General features: G+C 36.7%; 12 protein-coding genes and 1 riboswitch. Of the genes, 5 read left to right on the top strand and 7 right to left on the bottom strand.

Annotated elements, in window-relative coordinates; all coding sequences use genetic code 11:
* Positions 1 to 76: 76 nt before the first annotated feature.
* A complete protein-coding gene (locus ACEPXG_RS02580; protein WP_391207195.1) occupies positions 77 to 2,119 on the top strand; it encodes an EAL domain-containing protein in 2,043 nt (680 codons plus the stop codon).
* Between the two features lie 6 nt (positions 2,120 to 2,125).
* On the opposite strand, the gene ACEPXG_RS02575 is transcribed toward ACEPXG_RS02580, so the two are convergent.
* Complete coding sequence (locus tag ACEPXG_RS02575; protein ID WP_391207193.1) at positions 2,126 to 2,575, bottom strand: threonine/serine exporter family protein; 450 nt, start codon at positions 2,573 to 2,575, stop codon at positions 2,126 to 2,128.
* Between the two features lie 17 nt (positions 2,576 to 2,592).
* Entirely contained in the window at positions 2,593 to 3,282 is a 690-nt protein-coding gene (locus ACEPXG_RS02570) for a threonine/serine exporter family protein (protein ID WP_391209738.1), read from the bottom strand.
* A gap of 190 nt (positions 3,283 to 3,472) precedes the next feature.
* Between ACEPXG_RS02570 and ACEPXG_RS02565 the strand changes: the two genes are divergently transcribed.
* The gene (locus tag ACEPXG_RS02565; protein ID WP_391207190.1) at positions 3,473 to 4,936 is read left to right on the top strand and encodes a polysaccharide deacetylase family protein; all 1,464 of its coding nucleotides are present in this window, start codon (positions 3,473 to 3,475) and stop codon (positions 4,934 to 4,936) included.
* 458 nt (positions 4,937 to 5,394) lie between these two features.
* On the opposite strand, the gene ACEPXG_RS02560 is transcribed toward ACEPXG_RS02565, so the two are convergent.
* The 4 genes from ACEPXG_RS02560 to ACEPXG_RS02545 all read right to left on the bottom strand — a co-directional run bounded on the left by ACEPXG_RS02560 (position 5,395) and on the right by ACEPXG_RS02545 (position 11,810).
* On the bottom strand, positions 5,395 to 7,500 hold the full coding sequence (locus ACEPXG_RS02560; protein WP_391207187.1) for a beta-propeller domain-containing protein: 2,106 nt from the start codon (positions 7,498 to 7,500) through the stop codon (positions 5,395 to 5,397).
* A 462-nt stretch (positions 7,501 to 7,962) separates the two neighbouring features.
* Entirely contained in the window at positions 7,963 to 9,156 is a 1,194-nt protein-coding gene (locus ACEPXG_RS02555; protein WP_391207185.1) for an acyl-CoA dehydrogenase family protein, read from the bottom strand.
* The gene (locus ACEPXG_RS02550; RefSeq protein WP_391207182.1) at positions 9,153 to 10,316 is read right to left on the bottom strand and encodes a saccharopine dehydrogenase family protein; all 1,164 of its coding nucleotides are present in this window, start codon (positions 10,314 to 10,316) and stop codon (positions 9,153 to 9,155) included. Before ACEPXG_RS02550 ends, ACEPXG_RS02555 begins: the two co-directional genes overlap by 4 nt.
* A gap of 15 nt (positions 10,317 to 10,331) precedes the next feature.
* Positions 10,332 to 11,810 carry an aldehyde dehydrogenase family protein gene (locus ACEPXG_RS02545; protein ID WP_391207179.1) on the bottom strand — a complete coding sequence of 493 codons (1,479 nt, stop codon included), beginning with the start codon at positions 11,808 to 11,810 and terminating at the stop codon, positions 10,332 to 10,334.
* A gap of 322 nt (positions 11,811 to 12,132) precedes the next feature.
* Here ACEPXG_RS02545 and ACEPXG_RS02540 point away from each other — a divergent pair, with 322 nt between their 5' ends.
* The gene (locus ACEPXG_RS02540; RefSeq protein WP_391207176.1) at positions 12,133 to 12,930 is read left to right on the top strand and encodes a TIGR00266 family protein; all 798 of its coding nucleotides are present in this window, start codon (positions 12,133 to 12,135) and stop codon (positions 12,928 to 12,930) included.
* Between the two features lie 746 nt (positions 12,931 to 13,676).
* Positions 13,677 to 13,874: a C4-dicarboxylate ABC transporter gene (locus ACEPXG_RS02535; RefSeq protein WP_151698736.1), complete on the top strand. Its 198-nt coding sequence runs from the start codon at positions 13,677 to 13,679 to the stop codon at positions 13,872 to 13,874.
* A 69-nt stretch (positions 13,875 to 13,943) separates the two neighbouring features.
* Here ACEPXG_RS02535 and ACEPXG_RS02530 read toward each other — a convergent pair whose 3' ends face one another.
* A complete protein-coding gene (locus tag ACEPXG_RS02530; protein WP_391207175.1) occupies positions 13,944 to 14,573 on the bottom strand; it encodes a TetR/AcrR family transcriptional regulator in 630 nt (209 codons plus the stop codon).
* 170 nt (positions 14,574 to 14,743) lie between these two features.
* Here ACEPXG_RS02530 and ACEPXG_RS02525 point away from each other — a divergent pair, with 170 nt between their 5' ends.
* Positions 14,744 to 15,922 (top strand): YhgE/Pip domain-containing protein, encoded by a 1,179-nt coding sequence (locus ACEPXG_RS02525; protein WP_391209736.1) that lies wholly within the window; start codon positions 14,744 to 14,746, stop codon positions 15,920 to 15,922.
* A 711-nt stretch (positions 15,923 to 16,633) separates the two neighbouring features.
* Positions 16,634 to 16,740, top strand: a riboswitch (SAM riboswitch).
* The last annotated feature ends 42 nt before the right edge of the window (positions 16,741 to 16,782 follow it).

The raw sequence follows: 16,782 nt of genomic DNA, 5'->3' as shown, positions 1-16,782 counted from the left end.
ATATTGCTCTATAGTAATGACTAAATTCACTCTATTCTATATAATTAATAGAATAATAACGAAAGGGGTCGTAAAGATGAATTCTATGAAAGAATTACTAGATTCATGCAGCGCCATTTTTAGCCATTTACCTTATCCGACCTTTTTGACAGATAAAGATGGAAATATCATTTGGTTTAGTAGAGAAGCTGAAAGACATTTTGGATATACTTTTGATAATATTAAAACAGATTATCCTCCTTTGTTTGATAATAGTTTACAAGGACATTTTTCCTCCTTATTTGAAAACCTATTACATAATGTGGAACCTATTCGGTATGATTCCGTCCTGCTTTATCACGAAAACGGTGAACAATCGAAGGCTTCTCTTTTAGCAAAATCCTTTACTTTTGAACATAATCGGTATGTTTTATTTCTTGTTGAAACAGATCATATTCCAAATTCAGATTCATCTTCATTTTTAGAATTACAGTTGTTGAAAAAAAATCTGTCAGAATCTTTTATGGTTGTTTATTTGGATAGAGAAGGTTTAATCACTCATGCTAATACACAATTTTTAAAGAAAAGTAACTGGACTCCAAAAAGAATCTTAGGTAAATCATTTTGGCAGTTGCTTCCTGATACACCGGATAATATGCTAGTTGCAGATAAAATAATGAAAACTCTTAACAGAGGTGAAAGGTTCCAAGGTACTGTTGAGAAAACAACAAAAGACGGTGCAAAATACTGGGTAAATTTACTTGCTATGCCAGTTGCCGACTCAAAGAATAACACGCTCTATTATTTATTATTGGAAGAGGAAGTTACAGAAAAAAAATTATTTCAATCTCGTTTAGAGCAAATAGCATACGTGGATATGGACACGGGACTGATGAGTAGGTATCGCTTAGAGGAAGTCGTTAAAGAGCATATTGTGGAGAATAGGAATTTTTCCTTTGTTTTCATTACAATAGATCAGTTTTATACATTGAAAGAGATATTCAATGATCAAACAGAAGCAGAACTTTTAATAGAGTTTACTAAAAGGTTAAAAGTATATTTTGAAGAGACGACCATCGCTCGAACTGGCAGAGATGAATTTGCCCTCCTCACTCCTTTAAGCGATTGGTATATACAAGGATTCACAAACTATTTAAAACAAAATCCTATTTATTTAAATAATAAGATCGTTCCAATCACAATAAGTGGCGCTATTACTAAATATCCAGAAGATCAACAATCCTATATACACTTGATAAAAGCTTCCAATGCCACCATTCAAAAGATTAAAAAAGAAGGTGGAGGAACGATTGTAAGTCTTTCCCAATCCGATCAACACAAACTAAGTAGAACAATACAAATCGAAAAACGATTACTAGAAGCATTAAATCAAAATGATCTTCATGTTATGTACCTACCACAAAAAGATGTGCAGACCGGTAAAATTACCACTGTGGAAGCACTTGTTCGTTGGGAAGATGAAGTACTAGGTGTCATTTCTCCAGAAGAGCTAATTCCGATTGCGGAAGAAACTGGATTGATCAACGAAATAGGTACTTTTATGCTTGAAAAGTGTTGTGAGCAAGCATCTATTTGGCAAAGCAAAGGTTTTCCTATTAAGGTAAGTTTCAATTCCTCTATACGCGAATTTCGAGATAAAAATATGGTGAAAATAATTCGCAAAATGTTAGAGAAATATAATTGTTCACCAGAAACTTTACAAATAGAATTTACGGAGAAATTTGCTTTAGAGGCAGAGGCAGAGAAGTCGATTATCCAACAAATGCAAAAGTTACAGGCGGACGGCGTGTCATTCGTGCTAGATGATTTTGGTACTGGCTATGCATCATTAAGGTATCTACAACTTCTTCCAATCAGTCAATTAAAAGTAGACAAATCATTTATCAACTCACTTATGCAACAAGAGAAGCTACAACATCTTGTTCAGGGCTTAATACAATTTGGACATTCCTTGAGCATTCGTGTTGTGGCCGAGGGAGTTGAAACCATTGATCAATATCAGCTTTTGAAACAAATGGGTTGTGATGCTATTCAAGGATATTATGTAAGCAAACCTATTTCAGCGAATGAAATAGAAGCATTGCTAAGTAAAGATGCAAAAACCGTGAAAAACATTTAAGTTTTTTCACGGTTTTAATTTGGGCTTTTTTATCGTTCTTAATAGTAATTTTGTAATTATCTCTGCAAATACTAAACCAATAGCAATAGCACCAGAAATCATTAATGCACGGGAGGCAAATTCAATAGCTAAACCATAATCTTCCTCCACAATGTGGCGCATTGCTGTATATGCAACACCTCCTGGTACTAAAGGGATAATTCCCGCTACACTAAAAATAATCATTGGCATTTTAATTCGTTTTGCCATCAAATGCGCAACAAATGCAATTGTAAATGCTCCCGCAAAGGAAGACTTCACAGGATCATTTGTTAGTTGGTCTACAAAAGAATATATTAGCCAACCCGTCATCCCAACAAGACCGCAATAAAAAAGGGAGTTCTTTGGAGCATTGAAAACTATCCCAAACGCGGTTGCTGCAGTAAAACTTAATACTCCTTGTAATAAATACGACATATGCATTTGCTTCCTCCTTACAATGATAAAATAATGGCAACACCAGCGCCTATCGCAGATGCTGTAAGAAATGCTTCTGCTCCTTTGGATAACCCTGACACAAAATGCCCCGCCATTAAGTCACGTACAGCATTTGTAATAAGAAGACCTGGAACAAGCGGCATGACAGATCCAATAATAATCTTATCTACTTCACTGCCCATTCCATATGCCACCGAGAATGTTGCAATACCACTAATAACCAATGCAGCTAAAAATTCCGCGAAAAACTTTACTTTTGTTTTTAGTTCTAACTTATCGGCTATAGCATAGCCGATCCCCCCCGCAATCATAGCAGTTGGAATATCTAATAACTTAGCACCAAACAATATAAGAAAGGCCCCCGAGGCAATGGAAGCAGCAATAATCTGAATCCAAAATGGGTACATTTTATGCTCTTCATCAATTTTTTTCAACTCTTCATACGCATCCTCCAATGAAATTTCTGTATTTGCCAACTTCCTAGAAACTCCATTTACTAGAGCAATTTTCCCTAAATCTGTTGTTCTATTATTAATCCTCACTAATCTAGTAGGAAGTGCTTTATTTCCACTAAAAATTATCCCAGTAGGAGTAACAAAGCTTTGTGATTCCGTCAATTTCTGCGATTGAGCCATACGATCCATCGTATCTTCTGCACGGTATGTTTCAGCTCCGCTTTCCATCATTAATCGGCCCGCGAGTAGGCAGCATTCTACTGCTAATTCATAGTTTGGCGTCAGTTGGAACACCTTCCTTCCTCCATTTACGATAATCTTATCGAACAGTGGAAATAAAAACAAGATATACTAAAACTTTATCACCCATTCATCCGTCTAATCTAATATAATATATATGTATTAGAAAAGGAGAATTACCATGTCTTTAAATCCAAGATCCAGTAAAAGAAGTCGCTGGATCGATATTATGTTTATTGTTGCTATCCTCTCATTAAGTAGTTTAATTGCTTTTCTTCTTTGGATTCCTAATTCTTCCAAAAAGCAAGAAAACAATATTACTGCGAACCAACCTATAAGAGCTGCGGAAGAAGTGAATGAAAAGGCATCCGTTTATCCAGGAATCCGTATAATTACCGAAACATCCAACGATGTATTTACACCTTTTGCAATTCAGTATCCCCAAAGTGATGTTCCAAGCTTCAACAAAATAGTGAAGGAATATACCCAAAATTTTAAAACACTTTACTTAGATGAAACAAAGTACTTTGGCGAAACAAAAAAGCATACTAAAAGTGAGTTAAATATATCATTTGAAGTTTTCCAGAATACTACTGGTGATTACTCATTTGTCATCCATTCGAAAATGTATACGAGAGGAGCTAACGGAATATCTGAAACAAAGATCATTCATTTACATAACCAATCAGGTCATATGCTAACGATCGAGGACCTTCTTGCAAAAAACGAGAAATCACTGGAGATACTTTCAACTAGAGTGAGAAATGCGATTACATCTAATAAACAATTAAGTCCCTATTTATTACTAAATCAATTCGAGGTTAAAACAGCGCCTAAGTGGGGTAACTTTACTAATTTTGTATTGAACACAAATTCAATTGATTTTTATTATAGTAATTATGAAATTGCATCAGGAGCTGCTGGAGAACCAATAATTTCCATCCCGCTCTCTGATCTAAACGATATTTTAGCAGATGAGTATAAACTTCCCACCGGCACAGTAGATACAAAGCCTATTGGTAAAGTCCCTGAGAAAGAAGAGCCTGTTGCAACAGAAACGCCAAAAGAGGAAGCAATCAAAATACCTGCAAACGGTAAGGTTGTAGCCTTAACATTTGATGATGGCCCTAATCCAGTCACCACTAGAAAAATTCTAGATACCCTTAAAAAGTATAATGCAAAAGCTACATTTTTTATGCTTGGAAGTCGGGTTTCTTTCTACCCTGACGTTGTTAAAGAAATAAAAGAAGCAGGTCATGAATTGGGAAATCATACATGGACCCACTCTGATTTAACAAAAGCTAGTGTAGAAAAAATAGCTTCCGAGATTAATAATACAAGCGATGCAATTGAAAAAGCAACTGGCAGCAAACCCACTGTATTCCGTCCTCCTTATGGAGCAGTAAATAAAACAGTTCGTAGTCAGACTTCCCTTCCAGTCATCCTTTGGGATGTTGACACACTCGATTGGAAATACAAGGATGCAAAACACTTACTGGAGCATGTGAAAACACATGTGAAAGATGGTTCCATTGTATTAATGCATGATATTCATTCATCCACTGCAGATGGGCTAGACGCAGTGCTTGCTTATTTACAAGGAGAAGGTTATACGTTTGTGACTGTTTCTGAATTAAAAAAATAAGAATTGAATTTTTTGTGGCTCGTGAAGTGACTACGTCGCTTCACGAGCCATTTTTTTCTGTAATCTTGTGGCGGGTGTTTGTCCGTCACCCTCTTGGAATATTTAGAGACTTGTTGCATTAAGTTTGGTTAATGAGAGATTAAAATGCTTTCCTACTTTTTTAAAAGCGGACGAAGATGCAATTTCGTCCGCTCAGCGCTTATTTATCAATAGATGCTATCTATTTTTTTCTAGTATCATCTACTCTAATCATGCACCCACTGATTCATGTATAATTTGTGAGGTAAAAGTAAAAAACAATCTATATCAAGCCCTTGTAAGATAAAAGCACAACTTATAAACACTAACCAGAGTCCATTGCATCTAGAACGTACCTTGCAGATAATTTCATCTACTTTTGTATCTCTCAAGAAAAGGATGAGGTCAACTTAAAAGTTGCTCTCATCCTTTTAACTATATTAATACACTAATTTCCCTGTTTTTTCAAAGTTACGTAAGTTGTAACTTGTTATTTCTTTCATGGATATTGTGTAGAGAGAATTCCCCACATACAGCAAACGTTGAATGCTATTTTCCCAGTCTTCATAAAGTTGGGCAGGGTTTTCGGGTTTTAATAAATTCCCTTTTAATACAATTCCTTTTTCAGGAGTGATTTGATACACTAACGCACCATCTTGTTTGAATTGAGAATATTCTTGCCCAGTACCTTCTTCATAAATCGAAATCGGGAAACCATAGAGATTCTTTTCAAGATGTTGGAATAATGCATGGTGGTCATACTGAATTGGTGAGTATGTTCCTCGTCCACCAATCACTTCCGTATCCATTTCTTTTGGATTTGCGAGATCACTTACATCAAACAAAGAAATCTTCATACCTTCTGTTAGAATGAGTGGTTCATTGCTACCCTCTTGTGGGATTGATTTTGTTTCATAGCCAAATCCGATTAAATGATTTTCATCCAGTGGATGCAAATAGTTGCTGAACCCTGGAATTTTTAATTCACCTAATACTTTAGGTGCTGTTGGAGTTGCTACATCGATGACAAATAGCGGGTCTGTTTGCTTGAATGTCACCATATATGCTTTATCTCCCATGAACCTAGCAGAAAAAATTCTTTCTTCTTTCGCAAGACCCGTTAAAGAACCTACTATTTTCATTCTATTATCTAATATAAAAAGGTTGTTCTCGGAAGAATCATCATTCCCCCAACTATTTCCTTTTGTTGTTACTGCACGAAAATAACCATTATGTTCATCCATTGAAAACTGATTTAGTATTGTCCCCGTTAGTCGACTTGATGCAACAAATTGAACAGATGTTTTATTGAATGCAAATTTAAATACGTTCGTGTCCATTTTACCAGGGTTCCAAATCATTTTTTGGGTGGTAGAACTAGGTGTTTCATACAGAGTAGAAGTTAAATATAAATTATCTTTAGACATGTATAGTTGTTCACTTCCACCAAGATAACCTTTTGTAGTTACTTTATTTCCTTTTAGATTTGCTACATCAATGGCTGAAATAATACTGTAATTTGCTTCTAAAGTATTTGGAAGAATAGAGATACTGTCGTAGTTCATAGGCTTTGGTTCTTTATCCATATTAGAGTCATAGATAAATGGACGTAGCTCAGTATCACCCTTTTCTTCCATCATCCAAATCCTTGGATAAACGGAAGTTACATAGTAAAGTGTATGATCCGTTAACCGTGCACCGTTCATATAGCCTTCCGTTGCAATCTCTCTAGATAGTTTTGGTGATTTTGGATTGGAAATATCATAAAAGTATACCGTCGTCATTGCATTCATTGGTAGCGCTATTCTAGCCATGTCTTGAGTACTTTCTTGGTTTAACGGTCGATATATGTTTTTTTGCCCCATAATAATCAATGTTTGATCGGATAATAAAAGTTGAGAAGGATAAAAATCATTTGCTAATCTGATTTTAGTTTCTTCTTTCATATTTGCTGGATCTTCAACATTTATTATTGCTACATTGTTTTCATTAATTGCAAACAAATACGAACCATTTGTTTTGACCAGGTCCGCTTCATCTACACCCTCTACTTGGTTGTTTGTAGTAGAGTAGTCTCCTCTATTAGTACTTGAATCTTCTTTTGAACTCATAGACATTGTATCATCTAAAGCATCTGTAACTGTATCCCCTTGCACTTTTTTTACTAATTTAAAATACGCTTTTAACTCTTCCTTCGATTTGATCGTTTTAATCTCATTCAACACTTTAAAAGGAAACTTTTTTTTCACTAATTGACTATTTACATGTAAAGTGTAAGTTCCTTCATCAAGGCCTGATACCACAACAGATTTTCCGTTTTTGGAAATACTAGGCTTTACGTTTACTTTTTTTCCCTGTTTATCTGTTACGTACATATTTCCTTTGTTCCATGCATCTTTACTTACTGGAGAAGATAACGTCACTACCAAAAGCTGATTTGACATTATGACTTCTTGTGCACTCACTATCGTTCTTGTAGATAAAAACACACTTACGAATCCGACAATCAAAACTAGGATAATTATCGGAATACCCCTCTTTTTCATGATGATCTTCCTCTCCATTACTTTGTTAATCCATTAGACTCAAATTTATCCAATTGGTTTCACTTACTGAAAAATTAATTAATTAATACGTTTCTTACGAATATATTTATATTCAAAAAGAGGTTGTTTCCATTACGCTTAATTTCTAAACTGGATGAGTTAATTTCATAAATAGCATTTAATTATTAAAACGCGAACAATACTCAATTTGTTGATTGGAGCGACAGGCAGCGAATGCGGCAGTGATCGCTCATCGTTCACCCCGCGGAAAGCGTCTGACTATAGCGGAAATCATGTTAGTTTATGATGAATATATTATATATATCCCATTTCACTTTAATATTGTTCGTGTTTTATGCTCTAAATTTGAATTATGAAATTGATTCGGATTTACTCAATAAATTGTATATCTCTATTAAAAAAAAGGTTTTCCCGAGTTCATACTCTAGGAAAACCTTTTTCTTATTCATCGAATGGCCATTTAGGTAGCATGTGAGAGAGTGTTTTATCTTCCCGATAACCAAGCACATATTCTGCTTGCATAATCGTATGGATTTCTCTTGTTCCTTCATAAATAACTGGTGCTTTGGAGTTGCGCAAATATCTCGCCACCGGATATTCATCTGAATAGCCATACGCCCCGTGTATTTGTACTGCATCATCTGCAGCTTTATTTGCAAAATCACATGCTTGCCATTTTGCAAGTGATGTTTCTCGCGTATTGCGAACTCCTTTATTTTTCAATTCTCCTACTTGGTAAACGAGTAATCGACTCATTTGAAGGCCAGCTTCCATTTTCGCAATCATTTGTTGCACAAGTTGGTGTTTGCCAATTTCTTTACCAAAAGTTTCTCGTTCATGACAGTATTTCACACTTGCCTCTAAGCAAGCTAACGAAAGACCTACCGCCCCCGCTGCCACAGTGAATCGACCATTATCTAGTGCCGCCATAGCAATTTTAAAACCTTCTCCTTCTTTTCCTAAAAGGTTTTCCTTAGGCACTCGCATATTTTCAAAAAATATTTCACCCGTATTTCCTGATTTAATACCATATTTCCCTTTTATTGCTTTTGAAGAGAATCCCTCCATTGTACGTTCTACAATGAATGCACTGATTCCATGATGTTTTTTCGACTTGTCTGTATAAGCAAATACGATGAAATGATCGGCAGCATCACATAGTGAGATCCACGTTTTTTGCCCATTCATCACATAATCTTCTCCATCAATTTCGGCTACTGTCGACATAGCCGCCACGTCGGATCCTGCTCCTGGTTCTGTTAATCCAAAAGCTCCTATTTTCATTCCTTTTGCTTGGGAAACTAAATACTTTTCCTTCTGCTCTTCCGTTCCCCATTGCATAAGTGTCATTGAGTTTAAACCTGTATGCACAGAAACTGCTGTACGGAATGCAGTGTCTCCTCTTTCAAGCTCCTCACATACAATCGCGAGCGCATTATAATCCATGCCACTTCCACCATATTTTTCAGGTATGCAAACACCCATCAAACCAAGATCAGCTAATTTTCTCCATATTCCTTTATCAAATGCCCCTTGTTCTTCCCATTTAGCGATGTAAGGAATAATCTCATTATCTACAAACTGACGAACTGTCTTACGAAGCAGTTTTTGTTCCTCGGTAAATTCAAAATTCATACGCTAACACCTCTTAAAACCGTCTCCACAATATCTACCCCACGTCTCGCCATTTCTTTTATATATAATTCTCCAGGAACGATTAACTCTGGTGGATATACACCTCGTTTGGAAATGACACTATTTCCAATCATTTGTGCAACAACTGAAATAGTGTTAGCAGTTGCTCTTGCCATTGCAGTTGTTCCTGAAAGTTTGTCTTTTTTCGTTGCCAACTCATAATTGTAAGTAATACTTTCACCGTCTTTTGTTCCTGTTACGATTACACGCAACAAAACAACATCATCCTTGTCCCCAAGTAATAATTTAGGTGTTAATACTTCTTTTAAGACATCGCGGGCCTTCACCATATTCCCATTTACATTTACGATCGTATTTTTATTCGTTAAACCTAAATCCACTAGCAGCTTAAATTTTTCTGCATGCCCTTTATACCGGATGGTTTTATACTCTAACGTATCTATATTCGGAAAAGATTTAGTTAGGGTCGATGTCCCACCTGCAGTATGGAATGCTTCCAATTCACCATACTCGTCAAAGTAAAGTGACTCCACTTCCGTTAGTGACGCAACTTCTTGAAGCTTGCCATCACGAATAACATGGGAAGGATCGGTATAATGATCGAAGACACCTTCTAACGAGAAGACGATATTATATCCAAATATCCCCTCTGGCTCAGCGGGAATTCCACCCACGTATAAATGAATACCTGATACTTCATCTAGTTTACTTGCTCCGTAGCCAGCAAGAATATTAATCATACCAGGTGCCACCCCTAAATCTGGGATAAGTGTCACACCTTTTTCTTTCGCCCTTTTATCAAGTGATAGTACAGCATCGGTTGCTCCTCCTATATGTCCACCTAAATCGATTGAATGCACGCCAGCCTCCACTGCAAGCCTAGCAACCTTTTCATTGAACGAATAAAACAAAGCATTAATCACAACATCCACTTTTCGCATTATCTGTAGAATGTTTTCATCATCATTTGCATCTAATCTTAAAACTTCAATCTTGGAATTTTGTAGCCTCTCTTTAAACATATTAGCTTGGCCCACATCTAAATCACATAATAAAACTTTTTCGACATTTGGGCTCAATACTAAATCACGAGCTGCTTCTTTCCCCATTAACCCTGCTCCTAATACAGCTACCTTCATGTTGTCATCCCCCTATTATTCTGTGTCTATTTGTGCGCGTTGCAGTTTCCCGCTGAAATCTACGTAAATGCTTTTCCATTCCGTATAAACATCTAATGCTGCTACTCCCGAATCACGGTGTCCATTTCCTGTTCCTTTTGTTCCTCCGAAAGGCAAATGAATTTCTGCCCCTGTTGTACCTGCATTAACATAAACAATTCCTGTGTCCAAATCCCGTTGAGCACGGAAGATTTTATTTACGTCATTAGAAAAAATGGAACTTGAAAGTCCGAATTTCACACCGTTATTAACCTCAATCGCTTCCTCTAGTGAACTTACCTCTATAAGTGAAACAACAGGTCCAAAGATCTCTTCTTGCGCAATACGCATTGTTGGCGTTACATCTGTAAATAGAGTTGGAGCATAATAATACCCTTTTTCTAAATCCCCCTCATTCAGAACATTTCCTCCAACTAAAAGTTTCGCTCCTTCTTCTTGTCCAACTTTAGTGTAAGAATGAATTTTTTCTAATGCTTGTTTATTTATAACTGGACCGATTTTAACTGACTCATCAAGACCGTCTCCAATTGTTAAATTTTCCATTTGCTCAAGGAGCATCTTTTCTAAATCTTTCTTTACATCTTTATGCACAATTACCCGACTACATGCAGTACAACGTTGACCAGCTGTTCCAAATGCACTCCATAAAATCCCTTCCACAGCAAGTGACAAATCTGCATCTTCCATTACAATGACTGCATTTTTCCCACCCATTTCGAGTGACACTTTCTTTAGATGTCTGCCACCAAGTTCGGCTACTTTTCTGCCTGTTTCCGTCGACCCTGTAAATGAAATAACTTTTACGTCCTGATGCTCAATCAGTGCCGTTCCAACTTCCGAACCAGAGCCAAATACAATATTCGCAACACCAGCTGGTAATCCTGCTTCGTCAAATATTTTTGCCATTTCATATGCCATCATTGGTGTTTCTGTTGCTGGTTTCCAAATGAAAGTATTACCTGCAACTATAGCAGGGAATGATTTCCAAGTAGCAATCGCAACAGGAAAATTCCAAGGAGTGATTAGACCTACTACTCCAATTGGTGCACGAACGCTCATTGCAAATTTATCCGCAAGCTCCGAAGGAGTAGTTTCTCCGAACAAACGACGTCCTTCTCCTGCCATGTAATATGCCATATCTATTCCTTCTTGTACTTCTCCGCGACCTTCCTCAATGACTTTACCCATTTCTTTCGTTAGCACTTGTGCTAAATGTTCCTTCTTTTCTTTCATTAGTCTACCAATTTCATATAAGTAATCCGCCCGTTTTGGTGCCGGTACTAAGGCCCATTTCTTTTGGGCATTTACTGCAGCAGCAACCGCTAGATCCACGTCGTCTTTTGTGGACATTCGAACTTCCGCCAATTGTTCACCATTAGCAGGGTTCAATACAGCTGTGTACTCTACTTCCCCTATTTCTTGCCAATTTCCATCGATAAAATTAGTTAACTTCATTTAACTTACCTCTTTTCTTTTTCAAAATCGCTTGGCTTGTTTGAGACAGATCTTGTACGAGCAAGTTCGTCGATCCCTTTAACAGGATCTGTACTATCCTTCAGAGGCTTTCACTTTACCTAGCATATTTTCTGCGACGTGCTTTTCGTGTAGTTGATTGATTCCTCTGCCAAAGTAACTGAAAACGCTTCCACAGATAATATATTCTCTATTACTTTAGGAATCCCTTTAAAAAAATAGAAAAATAAGAATTTTCCACTTGAAACTTTTTGTTCAGTTTTTCGTATTAATAACTAATTATTAATTGAGGAGGAAAATATACATGAATAATCATGAAATTGACTACAAATTACATGGAGATGATATGCAATTTGTAGAGATTGAATTAGACCCAGGAGAAACTGTAGTTGCTGAAGCAGGTAGCTTAATGATGATGGAAGATGATATTACCATGGAAACCATTTTTGGTGACGGCTCAAGTTCATTTGATAGTGGAATAATGGGCAAAATAATGGGTGCAGGTAAGCGTATGTTAACAGGTGAAAGCTTATTCATGACTACGTTTACGAATGCTGGTAAAGAAAAAAAACATGTCTATTTCGCTTCTCCTTATCCTGGAAAAATAATTCCTATAGACTTAAGTGAATATAGCGGTAAGATTATTTGCCAAAAAGAAGCATTTTTAGCTGCAGCAAAAGGTGTTTCTGTAGGAATCGAATTTCAACGCAAGTTAGGAACTGGCTTTTTTGGTGGAGAAGGATTTATCATGCAAAAGCTTGAAGGAGATGGCCTTGCTTTTATTCATGCGGGTGGAACGATTCACAGAAAAGAACTACAGCCTGGCGAGGTTTTAAGGGTAGATACTGGTTGTTTAGTCGCGATGACATCTGACGTAAATTATAATATCGAAATGGTAAAAGGAGTGAAAACAGCTCTATTTGGCGGTGAAGGCTTATTTTTTGCAACTCTTCGCGGACCGGGTACTGTATGGATTCAATCGTTACCATTTAGCCGTTTAGCAAGCCGCGTATTTGCAGCCGCTCCGCAAACCCTAGGAAGAGGCTCAAAAGATGAAGGTAGTATCGCCGGTGGAATATTTGACCTTTTAGGCGGAAAATAAATAGTAAGAAAAACGCAAGCGTCCTTTAAGTGCATCTGGTCTTCACCAATTCCAGAGTGCTTTGGACGAAACATTAACTACACTATTAACGAAGAATTTTATCGAGGATCTGGAAGTGACTGAGTCACTTCCAGATCCTCTTTTTTCGGTAATCTTGTGGCAGATGTTTGTCCGTCGCCCTCTTGAAATAGGTAGAGACATGGTGCATTAGGTTTGGTTAATGAGAAAATAGATCCTTCCCTACTCTTTTAAAAGCGGACGAAGATTCAATTTCGTCCGCTCATCGCTTCTTTATCAATAGATGCTATCAATTTTTTTAGGTTCCACTTGCCCTATTGATAAACAATGGAAAGTACTAGTTCATTATTTCTACGAAGCATATTGTCTTTCATACTAACTGCAAAACGCTTTTTAGAATGTAAAAGTTGCTTAACCAGGTGCATTTTTTTACACTTTATGGCACTTCGAGACCAATTGTGATGAACCCGAGAATAATTTACCCAGAAGCGAGACCAATTGAACTAGCCCCGAGACCAATTCATCCAAAAGCGAGACTACTTTTAGCCACTACCCTGTGTCAAACTCAATTGTGGCTCATACAGGGTAGCGGGTATTAAAAATTCTCTTTTATTCTACTTTATTCCCTAAATTGTTTATAAAGATTAGACCTCCTCTTCATATACTAGATGGAAGAACATTTTTCTATGAAATTTTTGTTCTTCCGTATAAGAAAGGAGGTGTTAACAATGAAAGCTTCTTTAGGTATGTGGATTGGCTGGATTGGAATTATTTTGGCGGTTGTGGGATTCTTTTATTATCCTATGTTTTTGGGTGGAGGCGCAGTAGTCTTAGGATTAATCGGTTTAACTTCCCCTCAAAAATTCCTCGCTTGGATTTCTATAGTACTTGGAGCAATTGCATTCTTCTTACCGATGCTCCAATAGCTAGATATTGACTAACAAATCTTCGGCATGTCCGGATCATTTGCGGCACATGCCTTTTTTTATTGTGCTTCATGTTTCTGATTTACTAAAGGATAATCCTCCCGCTTTGACTGGACCCCAAAATGTTATTTGTGACAAAATCTGTGCCATTTCTTGTGGTGGCTTCTCCATCCCACTTTTTAACCAATATTGAATGACTCCTAAATGCGCGGAACTAACATATGCGAATAAATAGTCTAGAGGTACCATCCTATTTTCTTCGATTACATATTGAAAAAAATTTTGATACATTTTCTTTTCTATTATTTCTTTTAATCCGCATTGAATAGATGGATCTCCATTTGATCCCAAAATAACACGCATAAAAACAAAGTTCTCTTTAAGGAATTCAAATAGTTTTATTATGAAAGAAAAAGGTAACTCCACTTGCATGTTTTTTTGATATTCTTCGTTTACGATATCCCATGCATCTCCAACAATTCTTTCTAATTCCCCAAAAATTTCTTCCTTACTTTGTTCAAACAAATCATATTTATCTTTGTAGTGCAGATAAAATGTCCCTCTATTGATATCCGCTTTTTCTGTTAAATCACTTACTGTTATTGCTTCGAAACCTTTTTCCTCTATTAATTGCGTAAATGCATCCCGAATCATTTGTCTTGTTCGTGCAATACGACGATCTATTTTTTTCGTTGTCATAAGTTTTTCTCCTTCTTTTTTTATGTTAATGAACAATGTCGTTCGTTTTGTTAAGTAAAGGACGAAATCAAATCAATTGATGATTGATATTTCATTGTCTTCATTGTAATATACACTGAGAGCATTAATCAACACAGTGTTCATTATAAAAAAGGGGTCTTTTCATGAGTATTTTAAAAAGCAAATTAACAATTATTTCGCCTATCATCGTAGTTGCCATCCTATTTATTTTTTCGCTGACGCTTTTTCCGTCTATTAGCCCAGCTCCTAAAAATATGCCTATAGCAATTGTCAATGAAGACCAAGGTGCAGTTCTTCCAAACAATACAGAAATGAATATGGGTAACACAATTTCCGAAAACATTCGTACGCAAGCTATTCCTGGTCAAGATTCTTCAATCAAATGGATCACCGTGGATAGCCTGACTGAAGTGCAAAAAGGATTAAATAACAAGAAATACTATGCTGCATTAGTAATTCCTAAAGACTTCAGTAAAAATCAAGTTTCACTTCAATCACCAAATCCGATTTCTCCTGAAATTCAAATTTTAGTGAATCAAGGGATGAATCCTACTGCTGCCAATATTGCAAACCAAATGTTGAGTGGAATAGTAGATGGGATAAATGGGAACGTCCGAACGCAGATATTGGAAGGCTTTAAAATGAACGGGAATACAATTTCAACCGAGCAAGCTTCCCTTCTTGTATCTCCTATTATGAAAAAAGTCGTTAATGTCAATGAAACCGGAACAAAAAGTGCAAATGGGAACTCACCCGTTTCCATGTTCCAACCACTTTGGATGGGAAGCATTGTCGGAGCGGCAGTAATGTTTGTTGTACTAAGTAAGGCCCAATTTAGAAATCGAAAACAAAAATTGTTAGGAATTTTTATGCAAGTGTTAGTTGGTGCTATACTCGCACTCATTGCGGGATTCGGTTTAACTTTGCTTGCCGATTCCATGTTAGGCTTGAGCATTCCGAAGTTTGCTGATACTGGTTTATTCTTGTCACTAACTTATTTTGCGTTCTTTCTAATGATTTCAGCAGTGCTTATGTGGCTAGGGATTAAAGGCTTACCAATCTTTGTCCTAATGCTCTTTTTTGGAGCACCCCTTTTGGCTATGCCACCGGAGTTCCTGTCTTCGTTCCATCGTCATTGGATCTATCCTTGGCTGCCAATGCGTCAAATGATTGAAGGACTTCGTGAGCTTTTCTTCTTCGGCAAAGGGTTCGGCTGGAGTCATTCCGTTCAAATGTTAACTTGGTTAGGGCTTGGAAGTCTTATTGTATTAGTCAGTTCTTCTATTAAAAAAGTAAAAGTAAACGAAATTCAAAATGAAGATAACTGAAAAAAGCGTAAAAGTCCTTTAAGTGCATCTTGTCTTTACTATTTCCAGAGTGCTTTGGACGAAACATCTGCTCCTGCGGTTACTCGTCGCAAAAAGGATTTTGACTACACTATTACCGTTGTAATTTAGCTCGTGAAGTGACTGCGTCACTTCACGAGCTATTTTTTTTCCGTAATCTTGTGGCAGATGTTTGTCCGTCGCCCTCTTGAAATAAGTAGAGACAAGGTACATTAGGTTTGGTTAATGAGAAAATAAATCCTTTCCTATTCTTTTAAAAGCGGACGAAGATACAATTTCGTCCGCTCAGCGCTTCTTTATCAATGGATGCTATCTATTTTTCTCTAGTACCACATACTCTAATCATACACCCACTGATTCATGTAAACTGTGTAAGGTAAAACTAAAAAAAATCAAGGTCAAACCCTTTAAATTATACTATGAAGCCTTACTATTACTGAATTACTGGCATCCTAGATTCATATACTTTCTTATTCTTTAAGAAAAACGAAAACATCCTTTAAGTGCATCATGTTTTCTCTATTTCTAGAGTGCTTTGGACGAAACATTGACTACACTATTACTGTTGGAATTGTGTAGCTGGTGGCGGATGTTATTAGTACTTGAATATTAGTCATGATAGCTCCTTGTATTATTATCCATACCATGATAAACTGTTTTAAATTCAACATTTAGAAAATTTAATATTATTATTTCTTATCAAGAGAGACGGAGGGATTGGCCCGAAGATGTCTCAGCAACCAGCCAAATGATGGTGTGGTGCTAATTCCAATAGACGATTAACGTCTTGAAGATAAGAAGACTAACTTCAGTATTTTTTTGAGGATTCTCTTCTTATTAGA

This window comes from Psychrobacillus sp. L4 (assembly GCF_042944905.1).
Classification (GTDB): Bacteria; Bacillota; Bacilli; order Bacillales_A; family Planococcaceae; genus Psychrobacillus.
The sequence above is the reverse complement of the archived record's forward strand: the minus strand, read 5'-3'. Positions and strand labels throughout refer to the sequence as shown.